Here is an 18,705-nt window from a genome sequence, read left to right as displayed (position 1 = left end):
CATGACTTCCACGCTGTACCCGACCCGGTTGCCTTGCGGCAACCGGGTTCTTGATTTATCGCGGCCCCATGTCATGGGCATCCTCAACATCACGCCTGACTCGTTTTCGGATGGCGGTCGTTTCGCACAGCGTGATCTCGCGCTGAGGCATGCCCAGTCCATGGTCGCGGCGGGCGCCACGCTCATCGATGTCGGGGGGGAGTCGACGCGTCCTGGCGCCCGGCCAGTGGCTCCGCTCGAAGAGTTGGAGCGCGTTGCGCCGATTGTCGAGGCCATCGCCCGCGAACTCGATGTCATCATTTCCGTGGACACTTCCACGCCGGCGGTGATGCGGGAGACGGCTCGCCTTGGTGCGGGTCTCATCAACGACGTGCGCTCCCTTCAACGAGAGGGCGCCTTGGATGCCGCTGTCGCGACAGGTTTGCCGGTTTGTCTGATGCACATGCGCGGTGAGCCGACGAACATGCAGGACGATCCACACTACGACGATCTCGTCGGGGAGGTGGCGTCGTTTCTCAAGGCGCGCATGGAGGCGTGTGTCGCAGCGGGAATTCCGGTTGAGAACATTGTCCTTGACCCCGGCTACGGCTTCGCCAAGACCCTGGATCACAACCTCAGCCTGTTCAAGCACATGCCAGCGCTCCATGCGCTGGGGCGCCCTCTCTTGGTCGGCGTTTCGCGCAAGAGCATGATCGGGAAGGTCCTGGACAAGCCTGTCGACGAGCGTCTCTACGGCGCGCTTGCCCTGGCCGCGATGGCTGTAATGCAGGGCGCAAAAATTTTACGTGTCCACGATGTGGCGGAAACTGTCGACGTGGTGCGGATGATTGCCGCTGTCGAGTCGGCAAAATAAGAAGGCTGGAGCACCCATGACCAAGAAGAAATATTTCGGAACAGACGGCATTCGCGGTCGTGTCGGTCAATTCCCGATCACCCCGGATTTCATGCTCAAGCTTGGCTGGGCGGCGGGGATGGCGTTCCGCAAGATGGGCGCGTGCCGCATCCTGGTGGGCAAGGACACGCGTATCTCGGGCTACATGTTCGAATCCGCGCTCGAAGCCGGCCTCTCCGCGGCCGGTGCCGATGTCATGCTGTTAGGTCCGATGCCAACCCCGGCAATCGCCTATTTGACCCGCACGTTTCAGGCGCAAGCGGGCATCGTGATCAGTGCATCGCATAACCCGCATTATGACAACGGCATCAAATTTTTCTCCGGGCAGGGCACCAAGCTGCCGGACGATATCGAGATGATGATCGAAGAGTTGCTCGATGCGCCGATGACGGTTGTCGAGTCCGAGAAGCTCGGCAAGGTGTCGCGTATCAACGACGCTGCGGGTCGATACATCGAATTCTGCAAAAGCAGCGTGCCGACGAGCACCAGTTTTGCGGGGCTGAAACTTGTGATCGACTGCGCACACGGCGCCACGTACAAGGTCGCTCCCAACGTTTTCCGAGAGTTGGGCGCTCAGGTTTCGGTGCTGTCTGCTACCCCTAACGGGCTGAACATCAACGACGACTGCGGCTCGACCCACATGGGCAATCTCCAGGCTGCCGTGGTGGCCGAAAAGGCCGACCTGGGCATTGGCTTCGATGGCGACGGCGATCGGGTGCTGATGGTTGATCACACCGGTACGGTAGTCGACGGTGACGAGCTGTTATTCATCATCGCCAGAGACTTGCTGGAGCGCGGACGGCTTCAGGGTGGTGTCGTGGGTACGCTGATGAGCAACCTGGGGCTGGAGCTGGCGCTGGCCGATCTCAACATTCCGTTCGTTCGCGCCAACGTTGGCGACCGTTACGTCATCGCTGAGCTGTTGGAGCGTGACTGGCAAGTAGGCGGCGAAAACTCAGGCCATGTCGTTTGCTTCCAGCACACCACGACTGGCGACGCCATTATCGCGGCGCTTCAAGTGCTCCTGGCTTTGAAGCGCACGGGTCAGAGTCTGGCCGAGTCGCGCCAAGGTGTGAAGAAATGCCCGCAGGTATTGGTCAATGTGCGCTTTGAAGGCAGCAAGGTCGACCCTGTGCAGCACCCTGCCGTGAAGGAAGCCTGCGAGCGGGTCACTGCGGCGATGGGTGGGCGCGGGCGTGTCCTGTTGCGCAAGTCCGGGACAGAGCCCCTGGTGCGGGTGATGGTCGAAGGCGAGGAAGAAAACCAGGTGAAAAGTTACGCTGACGAGCTCGCGAAACTGGTCACGGAAGTTTGCGCCTGATTTCGGCTTGCCAGTGTTGAAACTGTTGGGTAACATCTGCGCCCACTTTGACCGACGAGGTACAGCATGCGTCGCCCTATGGTAGCTGGTAACTGGAAAATGCACGGTACCTGCGCCAGCGTCGCTGAGCTGGTCGAAGGGTTGGCGAATATCGCCATTCCTGAGGGTGTCGAGGTCGCTGTGTTTCCTTCGAGTCTGCACATCGGCTTTGTTGCTGAATGCTTCGAAGGGCACTCGATCGCCGTAGGTGCGCAGAACTGCGCACATGAGGCGGGGCAGGGCGCACTGACCGGTGAAATCTCGCCAACTCAGTTGCAGGACGCGGGTTGCAAGCTGGTGCTGGTTGGGCATTCAGAGCGTCGCCAGATCATGGGCGAAGGCAACGAGGTGCTGAACCGGAAGTTTGCAGCTGCCCAGGCAAGTGGCCTCATTCCGGTCCTGTGCGTGGGTGAGACCCTTGAAGAGCGTCAGGCCGGCAAGACCCTTGATGTGGTCGGGCAACAGCTCGACAGCATCATCGAAGAGTTGGGAATCGATGCATTCGTTAGTGCGGTAATCGCTTACGAGCCGGTCTGGGCCATTGGTACCGGATTGACAGCCTCGCCCGAGCAGGCGCAGGAAGTGCACGCAGCCATTCGTGCGCAGTTGGCGAAAGAGAATTCTGAAGTTGCACAAGGTGTGCGGCTTCTCTATGGCGGCAGCGTGAAGGCGGCCAATGCGGCCGAGCTGTTCAGCATGCCGGATATCGATGGGGGCCTCATTGGTGGTGCTTCCCTGAATGCAGATGAGTTCGGTGCGATCATTCGCGCCGCGGGAAACTGAAAAAATGCTGGAAACAGTCGTAATCGTTCTTCATCTGCTGGCTGCCCTGGGCGTGGTTGCTCTGGTATTGCTGCAGCAGGGTAAAGGTGCGGACGCTGGCGCGTCGTTCGGGGCAGGTGCATCAAATACTGTCTTCGGAAGCCAAGGTTCCTCTACCTTTCTTAGTAAGTTTACTGCTATACTTGCCGCCTGTTTCTTCTTGACCAGCTTAGGGTTAGGTTACTTTGCTAAAGAGAAGTCTCATCAGCTGACTCAGGTAGGTTTGCCAGATCCAGCGGTACTTGAAGTGAAACAAAAGCCGGCGACAGATGATGTGCCGGTGCTGGAAGGTCAGGCCAAGCCTGCGGCTACACCAGCCGATGTTCCTGCTGCTCCGGAACAGAAGTAATACGGAATTCGCAGCTGATATTGGGGCTGCAAAAAGAGTTGTAATGCCGAGGTGGTGGAATTGGTAGACACGCAACCTTGAGGTGGTTGTGCCCATAGGGTGTAGGGGTTCGAGTCCCCTTCTCGGTACCAATTAACAAGGCAGCCCGCAGTAGCGGGCTTTCTTGTAGGTGGATGTGTCGGATTGACCCAGATCGGGTTCGGTCGTATACTTCCGCCCCAGCTTTGTCGCGGGGTGGAGCAGTCTGGTAGCTCGTCGGGCTCATAACCCGAAGGTCGTTGGTTCAAATCCAGCCCCCGCAACCAGTTTTCGCTGAGCCCCTTTTAAGGGGCTTTTTGTTAGCTGGACACTTTATGACGCCGCTATTCAACGGCGTTTTCATGATGGGCGCTTCGCCCATTTTTTATTTGCACAGCATGCACGAGGGGGTTCAGGTGTCGAGCAAGCTAGAACAGTTGCAGGCCTTGTTGGCCCCAGTGGTCGAGGGCCTTGGCTATCAATGTTGGGGGATTGAATTCATCTCCCAGGGTCGGCACTCGTTGCTGCGCATTTATATCGATAAGGAAGGCGGGATTCTGGTGGACGACTGTGAAGGCGTCAGCCGCCAGGTCAGTGGTGTTCTGGATGTCGAAGATCCGATCAGCTCTGAATACACCCTCGAAGTTTCCTCTCCCGGCATGGATCGCCCGCTGTTCACGCTCGAACAGTTTGCCTCGCATGCCGGGGAACAAGTGAAAATAAAGCTGCGCTCGCCTTTCGAAGGGCGACGTAACTTTCAAGGTCTTCTCCGCGGGGTGGAGGAGCAGGATGTCGTGGTGCAAGTGGATGCCCATGAGTACCTGTTGCCGATCGATCTGATCGACAAGGCCAACATTATTCCCACGTTTGACTGAGACGTGCCAGATACTGCGGATCCCGCGGATCCAATGGCTTGCGAAAGGCGAGGCGTACGATGAGCAAAGAAGTACTGCTGGTTGTTGAGTCGGTATCCAATGAAAAAGGCGTACCGGCCGGCGTGATTTTTGAAGCGCTTGAAATTGCTTTGGCCACGGCCACCAAAAAGCGTTTCGAAGACGAAGTGGACCTGCGTGTGGAGATCAATCGCCACACCGGTTCCTATGAGACGTTCCGTCGCTGGACCGTTGTCGAAGAAGACGATCTTGACGATCCGGCGATCGAAACCTGGCCAACGAAGGTGGCTCAGACCCACCCGGGCGCCAAGGTCGGTGACGTCGTAGAAGAGAAAATCGAATCCATCGAATTCGGCCGCATCGCTGCGCAGACTGCCAAGCAGGTCATCGTGCAGAAGGTTCGCGAAGCCGAACGTGCTCAGGTCGTCGATGCTTATCGCGAGCGTCTGGGCGAAATCATTTCCGGCACTGTTAAAAAGGTGACACGTGACAATGTCATCGTCGACCTGGGTAACAATGCCGAGGCGTTGCTGGCGCGTGAAGACATCATCTCGCGGGAGACTTTCCGTGTGGGTGTTCGCGTCCGTGCATTGCTCAAAGAGATCCGCACCGAAAACCGCGGCCCTCAGCTGATCCTGTCGCGTACCGCGCCGGAAATGCTGATCGAGCTTTTCCGGATTGAAGTTCCGGAAATCGCCGAAGGCCTGATCGAGGTGATGGCTGCCTCTCGCGATCCTGGATCGCGTGCAAAAATCGCAGTTCGCTCCAAGGACAAGCGCATTGACCCGCAAGGCGCCTGCATCGGCATGCGCGGTTCGCGTGTCCAGGCTGTCTCCGGTGAGCTGGGCGGTGAGCGTGTGGATATCGTGCTGTGGGACGACAACCCTGCACAGTTTGTCATCAACGCCATGTCGCCTGCCGAAGTGGCGGCGATCATCGTTGATGAAGACGCCCACGCCATGGATATCGCTGTAGGTGCAGATAACCTGGCCCAGGCGATTGGCCGTGGTGGCCAGAACGTTCGCCTTGCCAGTCAGTTGACCGGCTGGACCCTGAACGTGATGACCGAATCGGACATCCAGGCCAAGCAGCAAGCGGAAACCGGCGACATCCTGCGCAACTTCATCGACGAGCTGGAAGTCGACGAAGAACTGGCTCAGGTGCTGGTCGACGAAGGCTTCACCAGCCTGGAAGAGATTGCCTACGTACCGTTGGAAGAAATGCTCAACATCGACGGCTTCGACGAAGACATCGTCAACGAGCTTCGTGCTCGTGCCAAGGATCGTTTGTTGACCAAAGCCATCGCTACTGAGGAAAAGCTGGCAGACGCCCATCCGGCCGAAGACCTGCTCTCACTTGAGGGCATGGACAAGGATTTGGCGATGGAACTGGCGGTGCGCGGCGTGATTACCCGCGAAGACCTGGCCGAGCAGTCTATTGACGACCTGCTCGACATCGACGGCATTGACGATGATCGTGCCGGCAAGTTGATCATGGCCGCCCGAGCCCATTGGTTCGAGTAAGTAAATGCGGCCTGAGGAGAGAAGTGCATGACGCAAGTCACGGTGAAAGAACTGGCCAAAACGGTCGACACACCGGTAGAGCGCCTGCTACAGCAGATGCGTGAGGCAGGTCTGCCGCACACCGCCGCCGAGCAAGTTGTGACCGATAACGAAAAGCAAGCCCTGTTGACGCACCTGAAAAGCGGCCACAAGGCAAAAGTGGAAGAACCGCGCAAGATCACTTTGCAGCGTAAGACCACCAGTACCCTGCGCGTTGCCGGTAGCAAAAGCATCAGCGTGGAAGTGCGCAAGAAGAAAGTCTTTGTACAGCGCAGCCCGGAAGAAATCGAAGCCGAGCGCAAGCGTGAGCAGGAAGAACGTCGTGCGGTAGAAAATGCCGCCCGTCAAAAGGCTGAAGAAGAAGCCCGTCTGCGTGCCGAGGAAGAAGCGCGCCGTCAGCCTGCTCCAGCTCCGGAAGCTGCCGAGGCCGTTGCACCTGCGCCAGAGCCAGAGCCCGCTCCACAGGCCGTGGACGCGCCTGTCGAAGCGGCTCCAGTGGCCGCTCCCGCTGCCGATGCCCGGAAGAAGGACGAGCCGCGCCGGCCTGATCGCACCCGTAACGACGATAGCAACCGTCGCGGCGGTGGTGATGGTGAACGCAAGAACGCCCCGCATCGTGCCACCGTCAAGGAGAAGGCGCCCGCGCCGCGCGTTGCTCCGCGCACCACGGACGAAGAAAGCGATGGTTTCCGTCGTGGCGGTCGCGGTGGCAAGGCCAAACTGAAGAAGCGTAACGCGCATGGCTTCCAGAACCCAACCGGTCCTGTGATCCGTGAAGTGAAGATTGGCGAGACCATCACTGTGGGCGACCTCGCCCAGCAGATGTCGGTCAAGGCCGCTGAAATCATCAAGTTCATGTTCAAGCTGGGTACCCCGGCCACCATCAACCAGGTACTGGATCAGGAAACTGCCCAACTGGTTGCTGAAGAACTGGGCCACAAAGTGACCCTGATCAGTGACACCGCGCTGGAAGATTCCCTCGCCGAGTCGCTGAAGTTCGAAGGTGAGACCGTACCTCGTGCGCCGGTCGTGACCGTCATGGGCCACGTCGACCACGGTAAGACCTCTCTGCTCGACTACATCCGTCGTGCCAAGGTCGCTGCTGGCGAGGCCGGTGGTATTACTCAGCACATCGGTGCTTACCACGTGGAAACCGAGCGTGGCATGGTGACCTTCCTGGACACCCCGGGCCACGCTGCGTTTACCGCAATGCGTGCTCGTGGTGCCAAGGCCACCGACATCGTGATTCTGGTCGTCGCCGCAGACGACGGCGTGATGCCGCAGACCATCGAAGCCGTGCAGCACGCACAGGCTGCCGGTGTGCCGCTGGTGGTCGCCGTGAACAAGATCGACAAACCGGGCGCTGACCTGGACCGCATCAAGAGTGAATTGGCCGCCCACGGCGTGAACCCTGAAGAGTGGGGTGGCGACAGCCCATTCGTACCGGTTTCGGCGAAAATGGGTACGGGCGTCGACGAGTTGCTGGAAGCTGTCCTGCTCCAGGCCGAAGTTCTGGAGCTCAAGGCCACGCCTTCCGCGCCGGGTCGCGGTGTGGTAGTTGAATCGCGTCTGGACAAGGGGCGTGGTCCTGTGGCCACCGTCCTGGTTCAGGACGGTACGCTGCGTCAAGGCGATATGGTTCTGGTCGGCTCCAACTACGGTCGCGTCCGCGCCATGCTCGATGAGAACGGCAAGCCCATCAAGGAAGCTGGCCCGGCCATCCCGGTCGAGATTCTCGGCCTGGACGGTACGCCGGATGCGGGCGACGAGATGAGTGTGGTCGCTGACGAGAAGAAAGCTCGCGAAGTGGCGCTGTTCCGTCAAGGCAAGTTCCGCGAAGTCAAGCTGGCCCGTGCTCACGCAGGCAAGCTGGAAAACATCTTCGAGAGCATGGGGCAGGAAGAGAAGAAGACGCTCAACATCGTCCTCAAATCCGATGTTCGTGGCTCTCTTGAAGCGCTGCAAGGTGCTCTGAACGGCCTGGGCAACGATGAAGTGCAGGTGCGTGTCGTGGGTGGCGGCGTCGGTGGTATCACCGAAAGCGACGCCAACCTGGCGCTGGCTTCCAACGCTGTTCTGTTCGGCTTCAACGTGCGTGCCGATGCCGGTGCGCGCAAGATCGTCGAGCAGGAAGGTCTGGACATGCGTTATTACAATGTCATCTACGACATCATCGAAGACGTCAAGAAGGCCCTCACCGGCATGCTTGGCAGCGACGTCCGGGAAAACATCCTGGGTATCGCCGAAGTGCGTGACGTGTTCCGCTCGCCGAAATTCGGTGCGATCGCAGGTTGCATGGTCACCGAAGGTGTCGTGTACCGGAACCGTCCGATTCGCGTACTGCGTGAAGACATCGTTATCTTCGAAGGCGAGCTGGAGTCCCTGCGTCGCTTCAAGGATGACGCTTCTGAAGTGCGTGCCGGCATGGAGTGCGGTATCGGCGTCAAGAGCTACAACGACGTCAAGGTCGGCGACAAGATCGAAGTGTTCGAGAAGGTCGAAGTGGCCCGCAGCCTCTGAATCGCGAGCCTCAAGAGTCGCGATACTCGTCGCAGGCCTGTGCCCGCCGAGTGTCATGAACTCTCAACGCAACGCCCGGTCCGGCTTCAGCCTGGCCGGGCGTTTGCCGCTTTCAGACCGTACGGCTCATGCCGTGGGTCAGTACAGGTAACAAGACATGGCAAAAGAATACAGCCGCACCCAACGTATCGGCGATCAGATGCAGCGCGAGCTGGCACAGTTGATCCGTCGTGAAGTCAAGGACCCTCGCGTAGGTCTGGTCACCATTACAGCCGTGGACGTGAGCCGTGACGTCGGTCACGCCAAAATCTACATCACCGTGATGGGGCAGGATGGCGCGCAAGACATCGCTCAAACCCTCAAGGTGTTGAACGCTGCGGCAGGCTTCCTGCGTATGCAACTGGGCCGCGAGATGAAGCTGCGCAGCGTCCCGCAATTGCACTTCCACTACGACGAGAGCGTCTCCCGTGGCGCCCACCTGTCGGCGCTGATCGAGCGCGCTGTGGCCGAGGACAGCCAGCACGAGCCGGCCGCGAAGCAAGACGGTTCGGAGGACTGACGGCGTGGCTCAGGTCAAGCGTATCCGCCGTAACGTCAGTGGCATCATCCTGCTGGACAAGCCGCTGGGGTTTACCTCCAACGCTGCGTTGCAGAAAGTGCGCTGGTTGCTCAATGCGGAAAAGGCCGGGCACACCGGCAGTCTCGACCCTCTGGCGACCGGCGTCCTGCCGTTGTGCTTCGGCGAGGCGACCAAGTTTTCCCAGTATCTGCTCGATTCCGACAAGGGCTACGAGACGTTGATGCAATTGGGCAAGACTACCACCACCGCCGACGCGGAAGGCGAGGTGTTGCAAACCCGTCCCGTGACCGTTGGTCGCGCCGATATTGAGGCGGTCCTGCCTGCTTTTCGCGGAGAAATCAGTCAGATACCGCCCATGTACTCGGCTCTCAAGCGTGATGGTCAACCGTTGTACAAGCTGGCCCGCGCAGGGGAAGTGGTGGAGCGTGAAGCGCGTTCTGTTACTATTGCGCGCCTGGAATTACTGGCGTGCGAGGGCGAGACTGCCCGGCTATCGGTCGGTTGCAGCAAAGGCACCTACATTCGCACGCTGGTGGAGGATATCGGTGAAGAGCTCGGCTGTGGTGCCTATGTCGCAGAGTTGCGTCGTACCCAAGCCGGACCGTTCACGCTGGCACAAACGGTCACCCTCGAAGAGCTGGAAGCCGTGCACGCCGAAGGTGGCAACGAGGCGGTCGACCGTTTCCTGATGCCCTCCGACAGCGGTCTGCAAGACTGGCCACTGCTGAAGTTTTCCGAGCACAGTTCGTTTTACTGGTTGCACGGGCAACCCGTTCGCGCGCCGGATGCGCCGAAATTCGGCATGGTGCGGGTGCAGGATCATGAAGGTCGTTTCATCGGAATCGGTGAAGTGAGTGAAGACGGGCGTATTGCGCCGCGTCGACTGATTCGGTCAGAGTGACCGAAGCCGTTGTGTCGGATATCCTGACGCGGCGGTACGAGGGTGGCTGTCAACAGGCATGGTCACTCCTCCTTTTTTAATACGGGAATTGCTCCCGGCCTGTTGAAACCGCTTTTCGCGAGCGGTTTCCCGAAATAAGGAATGCCCACATGGCACTCAGCGTTGAAGAAAAAGCTCAGATCGTAACCGACTACCAGCAAGCTGCCGGTGATACTGGTTCGCCAGAAGTGCAAGTTGCACTGCTGACCGCCAACATCAACAAGCTGCAAGGCCACTTCAAGGCCAACGGTAAGGACCACCACTCCCGTCGTGGTCTGATCCGCATGGTAAACCAGCGCCGCAAGCTGCTGGATTACCTGAAAGGTAAGGACGTTAGCCGTTACAGCGCCCTGATCGGTCGTCTGGGTCTGCGTCGCTAATAACGCCGCAGTTAGAGGTTGGTTGTTCGTCACGTCCCGCAGGCCATCATGCCTGTGGGCTGGCGAGCTCCCAGCCTCTAGTTTTATCTGGTGTAACGGCTGGGTCCGATTCCCGCCGATACCCAAGAATTCGCAAGAAACCAGTTCCCCCAAGAGCCACAAAGAAGGTAGGAAACCGTGAACCCGGTAATCAAGAAGTTTCAATTCGGTCAGTCGACCGTCACGCTGGAGACAGGCCGCATCGCCCGTCAGGCTTCTGGTGCGGTATTGGTCACCGTTGACAACGACGTCACCGTGCTCGTGACCGTAGTCGGCGCCAAGCAAGCGGACGCAAGCAAAGGCTTCTTCCCGCTGTCCGTTCACTACCAGGAAAAAACCTACGCCGCCGGTAAAATTCCTGGCGGTTTCTTCAAGCGTGAAGGGCGTCCTTCCGAGAAAGAAACACTGACTTCGCGTCTGATCGACCGTCCGATCCGCCCATTGTTTCCTGAAGGCTTCATGAATGAAGTGCAGGTTGTCTGCACCGTCGTGTCCACCAGCAAAAAGACCGATCCGGACATCGCTGCCATGATCGGCACCTCCGCTGCACTGGCCATTTCCGGCATCCCTTTCGATGGCCCGATCGGCGCTGCACGCGTGGCTTTCCACGAAAGCACCGGCTATCTGCTGAACCCGACGTACGAGCAACTGAAAGCGTCGAGCCTGGACATGGTTGTCGCCGGTACCGAAGAAGCGGTACTGATGGTTGAATCGGAAGCCAAGGAGCTGACCGAAGACCAGATGCTGGGCGCTGTGCTGTTTGCCCACGACGAATTCCAGGCCGTGATCAAGGCCGTCAAGGAACTGGCCGCCGAAGCGGGTAAGCCGACTTGGGCATGGGCTCCTCAGCCTGAGGCCACGGCGCTGCTGAACGCGATCCGCGCCGAATTCGGTGCGGCCATCTCCGAGGCGTACACCATCACCGTCAAGGCTGACCGCTATGCACGCCTGGGCGAGTTGAAGGATCAGGTCGTTGCCAAACTGGCCGTCGAAGAAGGGAGCCCGTCGGCTTCGGAAGTCAAAGCCGCTTTCGGCGAGATCGAATACCGTACCGTTCGCGAGAACATCGTCAACGGCAAACCGCGTATCGATGGCCGTGACAACCGCACCGTGCGTCCGCTGAACATTGAAGTTGGCGTTCTGCCGAAGACCCACGGCTCGGCCCTTTTCACCCGTGGCGAAACTCAGGCGCTGGTCGTGGCTACCTTGGGCACCGCGCGTGACGCTCAGTTGCTGGACACCCTGGAAGGCGAGAAGAAAGATTCCTTCATGCTGCACTACAACTTCCCACCGTTCTCGGTGGGCGAGTGCGGCCGCATGGGCGGTGCCGGTCGTCGTGAAATCGGCCACGGTCGTTTGGCACGTCGTGGCGTTCAGGCCATGCTGCCTCCGGCTGACGAGTTCCCGTACACCGTTCGTGTCGTTTCGGAAATCACCGAATCCAACGGTTCCAGCTCCATGGCGTCCGTTTGTGGCGCTTCGCTGGCTTTGATGGACGCGGGCGTGCCGATGAAGGCACCTGTGGCCGGTATCGCCATGGGCCTGGTCAAGGAAGGCGAGAAATTCGCTGTTCTGACCGACATCCTGGGTGACGAAGACCACCTCGGCGACATGGACTTCAAAGTGGCCGGTACCGCGAACGGTGTCACGGCGCTGCAGATGGACATCAAGATCAAGGGCATCACCGAAGAGATCATGGAGATCGCTTTGGGTCAGGCCTTGGAAGCTCGTCTGAACATTCTGGGTCAGATGAACAACGTCATCGGCCAATCGCGTTCCGAGCTGTCGGAAAATGCTCCAACGATGATTTCGATGAAGATCGACACCGACAAGATCCGTGACGTCATCGGTAAGGGCGGCGCGACCATTCGTGCCATCTGCGAAGAAACCAAGGCTTCCATCGACATCGAAGACGACGGCTCGATCAAGATCTTCGGCGAGACCAAAGAAGCTGCCGAAGCCGCGCGCCAGCGTGTTCTGGGCATCACTGCAGAGGCCGAAATCGGCAAGATCTACCTCGGTAAGGTCGAGCGCATCGTCGACTTCGGCGCCTTTGTCAACATCCTGCCTGGCAAGGACGGTCTGGTGCACATCTCCATGCTGAGCGATGCTCGCGTCGAGAAAGTCACCGACGTACTGAAAGAAGGTCAGGAAGTCGAAGTGCTGGTGTTGGACGTGGACAACCGCGGCCGCATCAAGCTGTCGATCAAAGACGTTGCGGCAGCCAAAGCGTCGGGCGTTTGACCGCACGTCGTGACGGATGAATGGAAGGGCCCTTCGGGGCCCTTTTTTTTGAACATAAATAACAGGTTACGACGCCCTCCAAACAATCGACGCACGGTGGCAACATGCATCTTGCAAGCGGAACTTTTTGGAAACGGGCAATCTGCACGATCAGGCTGGATCCGAGAATTTATAACTCATTGATTTAACAGTATTTATAGGTTGTAAGAAGTTTGGCACACCGCTTGCGATAGTAGGGTAACCCTGCAGCCAATGAGGTTGGTTGCAGATTCTGAGAAAAACAGGAGTTACTCGTATGAAGAAGTTCGCTATCGCTGCTGCCGCTGCCACCGCTCTGACCCTGACCATGGCTAACGTAGCCATGGCCGAAACCTCCAATCAGGCGCCTATGCAGCTAGCCGCAGGTGAAGTTACCAAAGCTAAAGAAGCCACTTCTGACACTTGGATCACCACCAAGGTTAAATCCGACCTGCTGACCGAGAAAGGCATCCCTGGCTCCGACATCAAGGTCGAAACCAACAAAGGCGTGGTTTCCCTGTCTTCGGATGTCGCGGTCACCGATGCACAGAAGAAGATGGCTGTTGACATCACCAAAAAGATCAAAGGCGTCAAAGCCGTATCGGCTGACGGCCTGAAAGCTGAGTAAGCCAATTCTCAGGAACCGGGGAACCCGATGATTTACGGCCAGGGAGGCCGCGGATCTATCGATTCGAGGTTCATGCGAAGGCCATAAGGATGTGGCCATTACAAGCCCTGGCGCCCGCGCCGGGGCTTGTTCTATTTCCAGCCATGCTCTGTTCGGAGCTGGTGCGATTTCCTCAATTGAGCACATTCGCTCAAGTCTTCCTCTCGTTTCGGCATTACGCTGGTTCGCTGTCCGCTTTTTGAGGCCCTATCCGGGGAGGCTCTTCCTGGCTATCTATACCTGAGTGCAATGGAAGCGTGTCGATGCTGCACCTTATTATTCTGGCCTGCGCCCTGACGTAGAGTTAGCCGCAGGCGTGCGTCGCCCGCGAAAAGATTTGCGCTGCCTCACCAACGACTCATAACAAGGCAAGACTGTCGCAATGAAAAGGTTTTCCGCCGGACCATCGGCCGCTCCTCATACGGAGGTGTCACCCAGCATCTGGCTGTTGCGAGCAGGGGCGGTGATGCTGGCGATGATCATCTTCCTGATCGACTGGCTCAGCTCGTTGGACGTGGCCATCGCGGTCTTGTACGTCACGGTCATCCTGATGTGCGCCGACGTGTTCTCGCGCAAGAGCGTCATGGCGGTGTCGATCGGTTGCGGAGTGCTTACGCTCGCTGCCTTTTTGCTGTCCCACGGCGCCGAATGGATGGTGCCTCCCTTCGCACGTTGCCTGGTCAGTCTGTGCGCCATCGCCATCACGGCGTTCCTTGCGATGAAGCACATGGCATCTCGGGACGCCCTCCAGGCGCAGATCCATTTGTTGCATCGCAGCGAGGCTTTCTTGGCCGGTGCCCAGCGCTTGAGCCTGACGGGCAGCATCGGGCTGAAGATGCCCAGCGCCCGGATGTATTGGTCCGACGAGGCGCGGCGTATTTTCCAGTTCGATGAGTCGCTGCAACCAACGCTCGAATACATGATGAGCCGTACCCACCCCGACGACATCGACGACCTCAAATCGCTGATCGAGCAGGCCTATGCCCGGCACGCCAACATGGAAGCGGAGTTTCGCCTGTTAATGCCGGACGGATCCTGCAAATCGGTGCGTATGCTCGCGCAGCAGGTGGAGGATGGTTCTGGCGGCTGTGAGTACATCGGTGCGTTGATGGACGTGACGGCGACCAAAGAGGCAGAGGAGGCGCTTCATCGCTCCCAAAGCCAATTGGCGCACGTCACCCGCGTGACCACACTGGGGGAAATGGCAGCCTCCATTGCGCACGAAGTCAACCAGCCCCTGTCAGCGGTGACCACCAATGCCGAAGCGGGGTTGCGCTGGTTGAACCGGGAAGTCCCGAATCTGGACGAAGTGCGCAGCGCCATCGAACGCATCAAAAGCGAAGCGCATAGGGCCAGTGAGGTGATCCGTCGCATTCGCACGCTGTCGCGCAAGACCGATCCTCAACATGTCCTGCTTGACCTTCATGACGTGCTGCATGAGGCTGCGGATCTGGTCCGCCGGGAAGTGTCGCGGCATCGAGTGAGCCTGGTGCTGCAGGCGGCCGATGAGCCCGTTTGGGTCAGGGGCGATCGCGTACAGTTACAGCAGGTCATCATCAACCTGCTGATCAACGCGGTGCAGGCCATGTCAGGCATGCATGGCCGGGCGCGCACCTTGAGTGTGTCGCTGGGCAACAGTGAGGACGGCGACGCAACGCTTTGCCTTCGGGATAACGGGCCAGGCATTTCAGCGCAGAACCTACCGAATCTGTTCAATCCTTTTTTCACCACCAAACCGGAGGGGATGGGCATGGGCCTGTCGATCTGTCGCTCGATCATCGATGCTCATGGTGGGCGGATCTGGGCGGAAAGTGAGTTGGGGCATGGGGCGAGCCTGAATTTCTCGCTTCCACTCTGTGAGCCGGTTGCGTCATGAGCGGCCCTGAGCTGAGTCCAGTGGTGTTCGTCGTCGATGACGATCCGGCGATCCGCACAGGGCTCGATAGCCTGTTGCGATCGGTGGGGATGAGGGTGCACACCTATGCATCGGGGGCGGAGTTTTTGCGGCACCCCTTCGAGGACGTTCCCGCTTGCCTGATTCTCGACGTGCGCCTTCAGGGGGAGAGCGGTCTGGATTTTCAAGTGCGTCTGGCGGACATGAAAGTGGCGATGCCAATCGTGTTCGTGAGCGGACACGGCGACATTGCCATGTCGGTGAGGGCCATGAAGGCCGGTGCGCTGGATTTCCTGGTCAAACCATACCGCGAGCAGGACTTGCTGGATGCCGTTTCATTGGCGTTGCAGCAGGATGCCCGGCGCCGCGAAAGTGGCAAGGCTTCAGCGGAACTGTTGACGCGCTACCAGACCCTCACCGCCCGCGAGCAGGAGGTGATGGCCTACGCAGTGAGAGGCCTCATGAACAAACAGATCGCGGCGGAAATGGGACTGAGCGAAATCACCGTCAAGATTCACCGGGGCCACGCCATGAAAAAGATGCAGGCCCGCACCTTCGCCGATCTGGTGAAGATGTCGCAGGTGCTCGAGGGGGTGTAGGGCGCTCATACCTGAGTATGAGCAGGTCAGCCTGATAGCTAATCGGCATCAGTGGATGATAGTGATAATTTCTTTTCACGAGCCTGAAAGTTCTTTCAGGCCTGCACCCCATCCTCCTGAGCGCTATCGATGACTGAGTACACCGCACCCGCTGGCGGCGCGCTGACCGCTTTCCTGCCGGCGTCTATCACCGACGACACAAAGGGAGCCGCGCCGGAATTTCGCGTTTGGCTCTGGGGCGGGTTGGCGCTGGCAATCGCATTGCTGCTGGGTGCGCTCCTTGGATGGCTGCATCAGCAAGCGCAGCGGCAGGCGATTTCCGATGTGGGCAATTTGAGCCGCATCCTGGAGGCGCGGCTGAGCAATACCTTTCACGACATCCCGTACGACGTTCAAAACGTCCCGCTGGAAAAAGTGCGTGAGGTGCTAAGAGACGTCGACGTCGGCGCTCACGGCGTCATCACCTTGCGCCGTACTGACGTTGCGCAAAACCTGCTCCGGATGCCACCCGCGCCTCTCGGCACTCCGGCACCGTCCGCCGCCGACCCCATAGGTCGCATGCTGACTGAGAATGCCAAGGAAGGGACCCTGATCACCTTTTCTCCGGTGGACGGCGTCAAGCGCCTGTACAGCTTCCGGCGCATCGATGAGTTGCCGCTGGCGCTGGTCATCGGGCTCGCGGCGGAAGATTACCTGCTGGGCTGGAAATACACCGTCATCGCGTCATCGATCGTGTGCGGTGGGCTGTACTTGCTGGTTGTCAGCCTGACGTTGCGCCTACAGGCCAATCGCCTTCGTCGGCAGCAGATCCTGGACGAGCTCCGGGACAGTGCATTCCATGATGAGATGACCGGCTTGCCCAACCGCCGCTATCTGCTGGAGCGGGTCAACCAGGCCATCAACGAAGGTGATGGGGTGTCGCGTCTGTCGTTGTTTTACATTGACGTCGATAACTTCAAGACCATCAATGATTCGCTGGGACACGTCGCAGGGGATACGGCGCTGACGCGTCTGGCGCAGCGCTTGCTCGCGCTCAGACCAACAGTCGATACGGTGGCCCGGTTGAGCGGCGACGAGTTTCTCGTGCTGGTGAACGATGACGATTTTTCGCGCATCGCGCAGATAATCAAAGACGTGCTGTATGTCATGCAGCAACCTCTCGAATTGGCGGGCTACACGTTGTCCGTTTCAGCTTCTGTCGGTATCGCGGCGTACCCTGCCCACGGGCATGATTTCGGCTCGCTCTTGAAAGCCGCCGACACGGCCATGGCCCAGGCCAAGCGCAATGGACGAAACACATGGGTGCTTTACGAAGCGGCCATGGGCGCGCGCGAGCTGCGCTTTCTGCATGTCCAGAGCGAATTGCGGCTGGCATTCGAACAACGCGAATTGCAAGTGCACTACCAGCCGCAGATCGACCTGGGTACGGGGGCCGTCATCGGTGCCGAGGCGTTGCTGCGCTGGAACCATCCGGGACAGGGTCCGATTGCTCCCGGCGAATTCATTCCGGTTGCGGAGTCCAGCGGTTTGATCATCCCGATCAGCCGCTGGCTGTTACACCAGGTGTGCCATCAGGCCGTCGCGTGGCAAGCGGCGGGGTTGGGTGAGCTGAGCGTGGCGATGAATTGCTCGGCGGTGCAGTTCCGCCAAGGCAATCTGGTTCAGGACGTGAGGCGGGCACTCTACGAAAGCGGCCTGAAGCCGCATCTGCTGGAGCTGGAGTTGACCGAATCGATTCTGATCGAGCACTCCGAGCGGGTGCTGGACACGGTTCGCGGGTTGAAGGCGCTGGGGGTGCGGATGTCCATCGATGATTTCGGCACGGGTTATTCCAGCATGGCTTACCTGAAGCGCTTCGCAGTGGATAAGTTGAAAATCGACCAGTCCTTCGTGCGCGGCATGCTCAGCAATGCGCAGGATGCGGCCATCGTGCAAGCAGTCATCACACTCGGCCACAGTTTCGATATGAAGGTGATTGCTGAAGGGGTGGAAGACTTTTCCGTTCTCGACGCGTTGAGAGTGCGCGGTTGCGACGAAGCGCAGGGCTATTACTATGCCAAGGCATTGGAAGCCCATGCTTTCGAGACATTCCTTCAAGAGCGTATCGAGTTCGCGTTCACCACTGAGCGGTGGGTATGAGCGTAAGGAAAATTGTCTGGGCAGTCAGAAATCTTCCTCTCGTCATTTTCATACAACCGTATAATTCTCGGCGGTAAGCGAGGCCGGTAACGTGTGACCCGTTGTCGAGCACGGTACCGTGCATTCATACCCGTCTGCTATCGAAGGTAATTTGTTTGTCCAGCTCTCCCCTGATCGCTGTCGTCGATGACGATGAAGCGGTCCGCGCCAGTATCGATAGCCTCGTTCGTTCGCTGGGTTTTCTCGTTTGCGTCTTTTCCTCGGCTGAAGCCTTTCTTGGCTCGGAGGATATAGGGCGGACCGATTGCCTGATCACGGATGTGCAGATGCCGAACATGAGCGGCGTGGAATTGCATGAACACCTCGCTGCGCAAGGCATACACATTCCGACCATCTTCATTACCGCCTTTGCGGAAGAATCGATTCGCCGGCGTGCGATGACCGGGAGTGCGATTTGTTTTCTTGCCAAACCTTTTCACACTCAAACATTGATTGATTGTCTTGAATCAACCTTGAGTTGAAGAATGTTTATCGCGTTGCAGCCGCGCACTGACTTGGTTCAGGCGTGGGCGATCAATAGGATCCCACTGCACGTGTTTATCGCATCGGCATTGTTGTTACGCTTCAGCGATACTTTCATGACTCATCCTTTAGTACCGGCACCTCGTGATGAGGCTACCCACTCTCGTCATCTACCCCCGCTCTAAACCCGGCCTTGCCACTCCTTTTCGAAACATTTCGCTGTTTTTATTAAGCCAGGCGTGTGATTTCGCTGGCCGGTTGACGTCA

Annotated in this window: 16 protein-coding genes and 2 tRNA genes; all 18 read left to right on the top strand. The window is 58.7% G+C overall.

Annotation, left to right across the window (positions count from 1 at the left end):
• Window position 1 precedes the first annotated feature (1 nt).
• Window positions 2–853, top strand: coding sequence for a dihydropteroate synthase (folP, locus tag DBP26_RS15200; RefSeq protein WP_108237942.1), 852 nt, complete (start codon window positions 2–4; stop codon window positions 851–853).
• A gap of 16 nt (window positions 854–869) precedes the next feature.
• Entirely contained in the window at window positions 870–2,213 is a 1,344-nt protein-coding gene (gene glmM, locus DBP26_RS15195; RefSeq protein ID WP_108237943.1) for a phosphoglucosamine mutase, read from the top strand.
• Window positions 2,214–2,279: 66 nt separating this feature from the next.
• Window positions 2,280–3,035, top strand: coding sequence for a triose-phosphate isomerase (tpiA, locus tag DBP26_RS15190; protein WP_108237944.1), 756 nt, complete (start codon window positions 2,280–2,282; stop codon window positions 3,033–3,035).
• A 4-nt stretch (window positions 3,036–3,039) separates the two neighbouring features.
• Window positions 3,040–3,423: a preprotein translocase subunit SecG gene (gene secG / locus DBP26_RS15185; protein WP_108237945.1), complete on the top strand. Its 384-nt coding sequence runs from the start codon at window positions 3,040–3,042 to the stop codon at window positions 3,421–3,423.
• A gap of 45 nt (window positions 3,424–3,468) precedes the next feature.
• Window positions 3,469–3,554, top strand: a tRNA-Leu gene (locus DBP26_RS15180).
• Between the two features lie 97 nt (window positions 3,555–3,651).
• Window positions 3,652–3,728, top strand: a tRNA-Met gene (locus tag DBP26_RS15175).
• Between the two features lie 129 nt (window positions 3,729–3,857).
• Window positions 3,858–4,316 (top strand): ribosome maturation factor RimP, encoded by a 459-nt coding sequence (gene rimP, locus DBP26_RS15170; protein ID WP_158541429.1) that lies wholly within the window; start codon window positions 3,858–3,860, stop codon window positions 4,314–4,316.
• Between the two features lie 59 nt (window positions 4,317–4,375).
• A complete protein-coding gene (gene nusA / locus DBP26_RS15165) occupies window positions 4,376–5,857 on the top strand; it encodes a transcription termination factor NusA (RefSeq protein WP_108237946.1) in 1,482 nt (493 codons plus the stop codon).
• 27 nt (window positions 5,858–5,884) lie between these two features.
• Window positions 5,885–8,416, top strand: coding sequence for a translation initiation factor IF-2 (infB, locus tag DBP26_RS15160; RefSeq protein ID WP_108237947.1), 2,532 nt, complete (start codon window positions 5,885–5,887; stop codon window positions 8,414–8,416).
• Between the two features lie 157 nt (window positions 8,417–8,573).
• Window positions 8,574–8,975 carry a 30S ribosome-binding factor RbfA gene (gene rbfA, locus DBP26_RS15155; protein ID WP_108237948.1) on the top strand — a complete coding sequence of 134 codons (402 nt, stop codon included), beginning with the start codon at window positions 8,574–8,576 and terminating at the stop codon, window positions 8,973–8,975.
• Window positions 8,976–8,979: 4 nt separating this feature from the next.
• A complete protein-coding gene (gene truB / locus DBP26_RS15150) occupies window positions 8,980–9,897 on the top strand; it encodes a tRNA pseudouridine(55) synthase TruB (RefSeq protein WP_108237949.1) in 918 nt (305 codons plus the stop codon).
• Window positions 9,898–10,046: 149 nt separating this feature from the next.
• Window positions 10,047–10,316 carry a 30S ribosomal protein S15 gene (gene rpsO / locus DBP26_RS15145; protein ID WP_027900329.1) on the top strand — a complete coding sequence of 90 codons (270 nt, stop codon included), beginning with the start codon at window positions 10,047–10,049 and terminating at the stop codon, window positions 10,314–10,316.
• A 177-nt stretch (window positions 10,317–10,493) separates the two neighbouring features.
• Window positions 10,494–12,599, top strand: coding sequence for a polyribonucleotide nucleotidyltransferase (gene pnp / locus DBP26_RS15140; protein ID WP_108237950.1), 2,106 nt, complete (start codon window positions 10,494–10,496; stop codon window positions 12,597–12,599).
• Between the two features lie 295 nt (window positions 12,600–12,894).
• The gene (locus DBP26_RS15135) at window positions 12,895–13,245 is read left to right on the top strand and encodes a BON domain-containing protein (RefSeq protein ID WP_108237951.1); all 351 of its coding nucleotides are present in this window, start codon (window positions 12,895–12,897) and stop codon (window positions 13,243–13,245) included.
• A gap of 421 nt (window positions 13,246–13,666) precedes the next feature.
• On the top strand, window positions 13,667–15,160 hold the full coding sequence (locus DBP26_RS15130; RefSeq protein WP_256601393.1) for an ATP-binding protein: 1,494 nt from the start codon (window positions 13,667–13,669) through the stop codon (window positions 15,158–15,160).
• Window positions 15,157–15,777 carry a response regulator gene (locus DBP26_RS15125; RefSeq protein ID WP_108237952.1) on the top strand — a complete coding sequence of 207 codons (621 nt, stop codon included), beginning with the start codon at window positions 15,157–15,159 and terminating at the stop codon, window positions 15,775–15,777. The genes DBP26_RS15130 and DBP26_RS15125 overlap by 4 nt, the downstream gene beginning before the upstream one ends.
• A 129-nt stretch (window positions 15,778–15,906) precedes the next feature.
• Window positions 15,907–17,916, top strand: a complete 2,010-nt coding sequence (locus DBP26_RS15120; protein WP_108237953.1) for an EAL domain-containing protein — start codon at window positions 15,907–15,909, stop codon at window positions 17,914–17,916.
• Window positions 17,917–18,071: 155 nt separating this feature from the next.
• Window positions 18,072–18,437: a response regulator gene (locus DBP26_RS15115; RefSeq protein WP_108237954.1), complete on the top strand. Its 366-nt coding sequence runs from the start codon at window positions 18,072–18,074 to the stop codon at window positions 18,435–18,437.
• Window positions 18,438–18,705: the final 268 nt, after the last annotated feature.

The organism is Pseudomonas sp. RIT409, from assembly GCF_003052515.2.
GTDB lineage: Bacteria > Pseudomonadota > Gammaproteobacteria > Pseudomonadales > Pseudomonadaceae > Aquipseudomonas.
The sequence above is the reverse complement of the archived record's forward strand: the minus strand, read 5'-3'. Positions and strand labels throughout refer to the sequence as shown.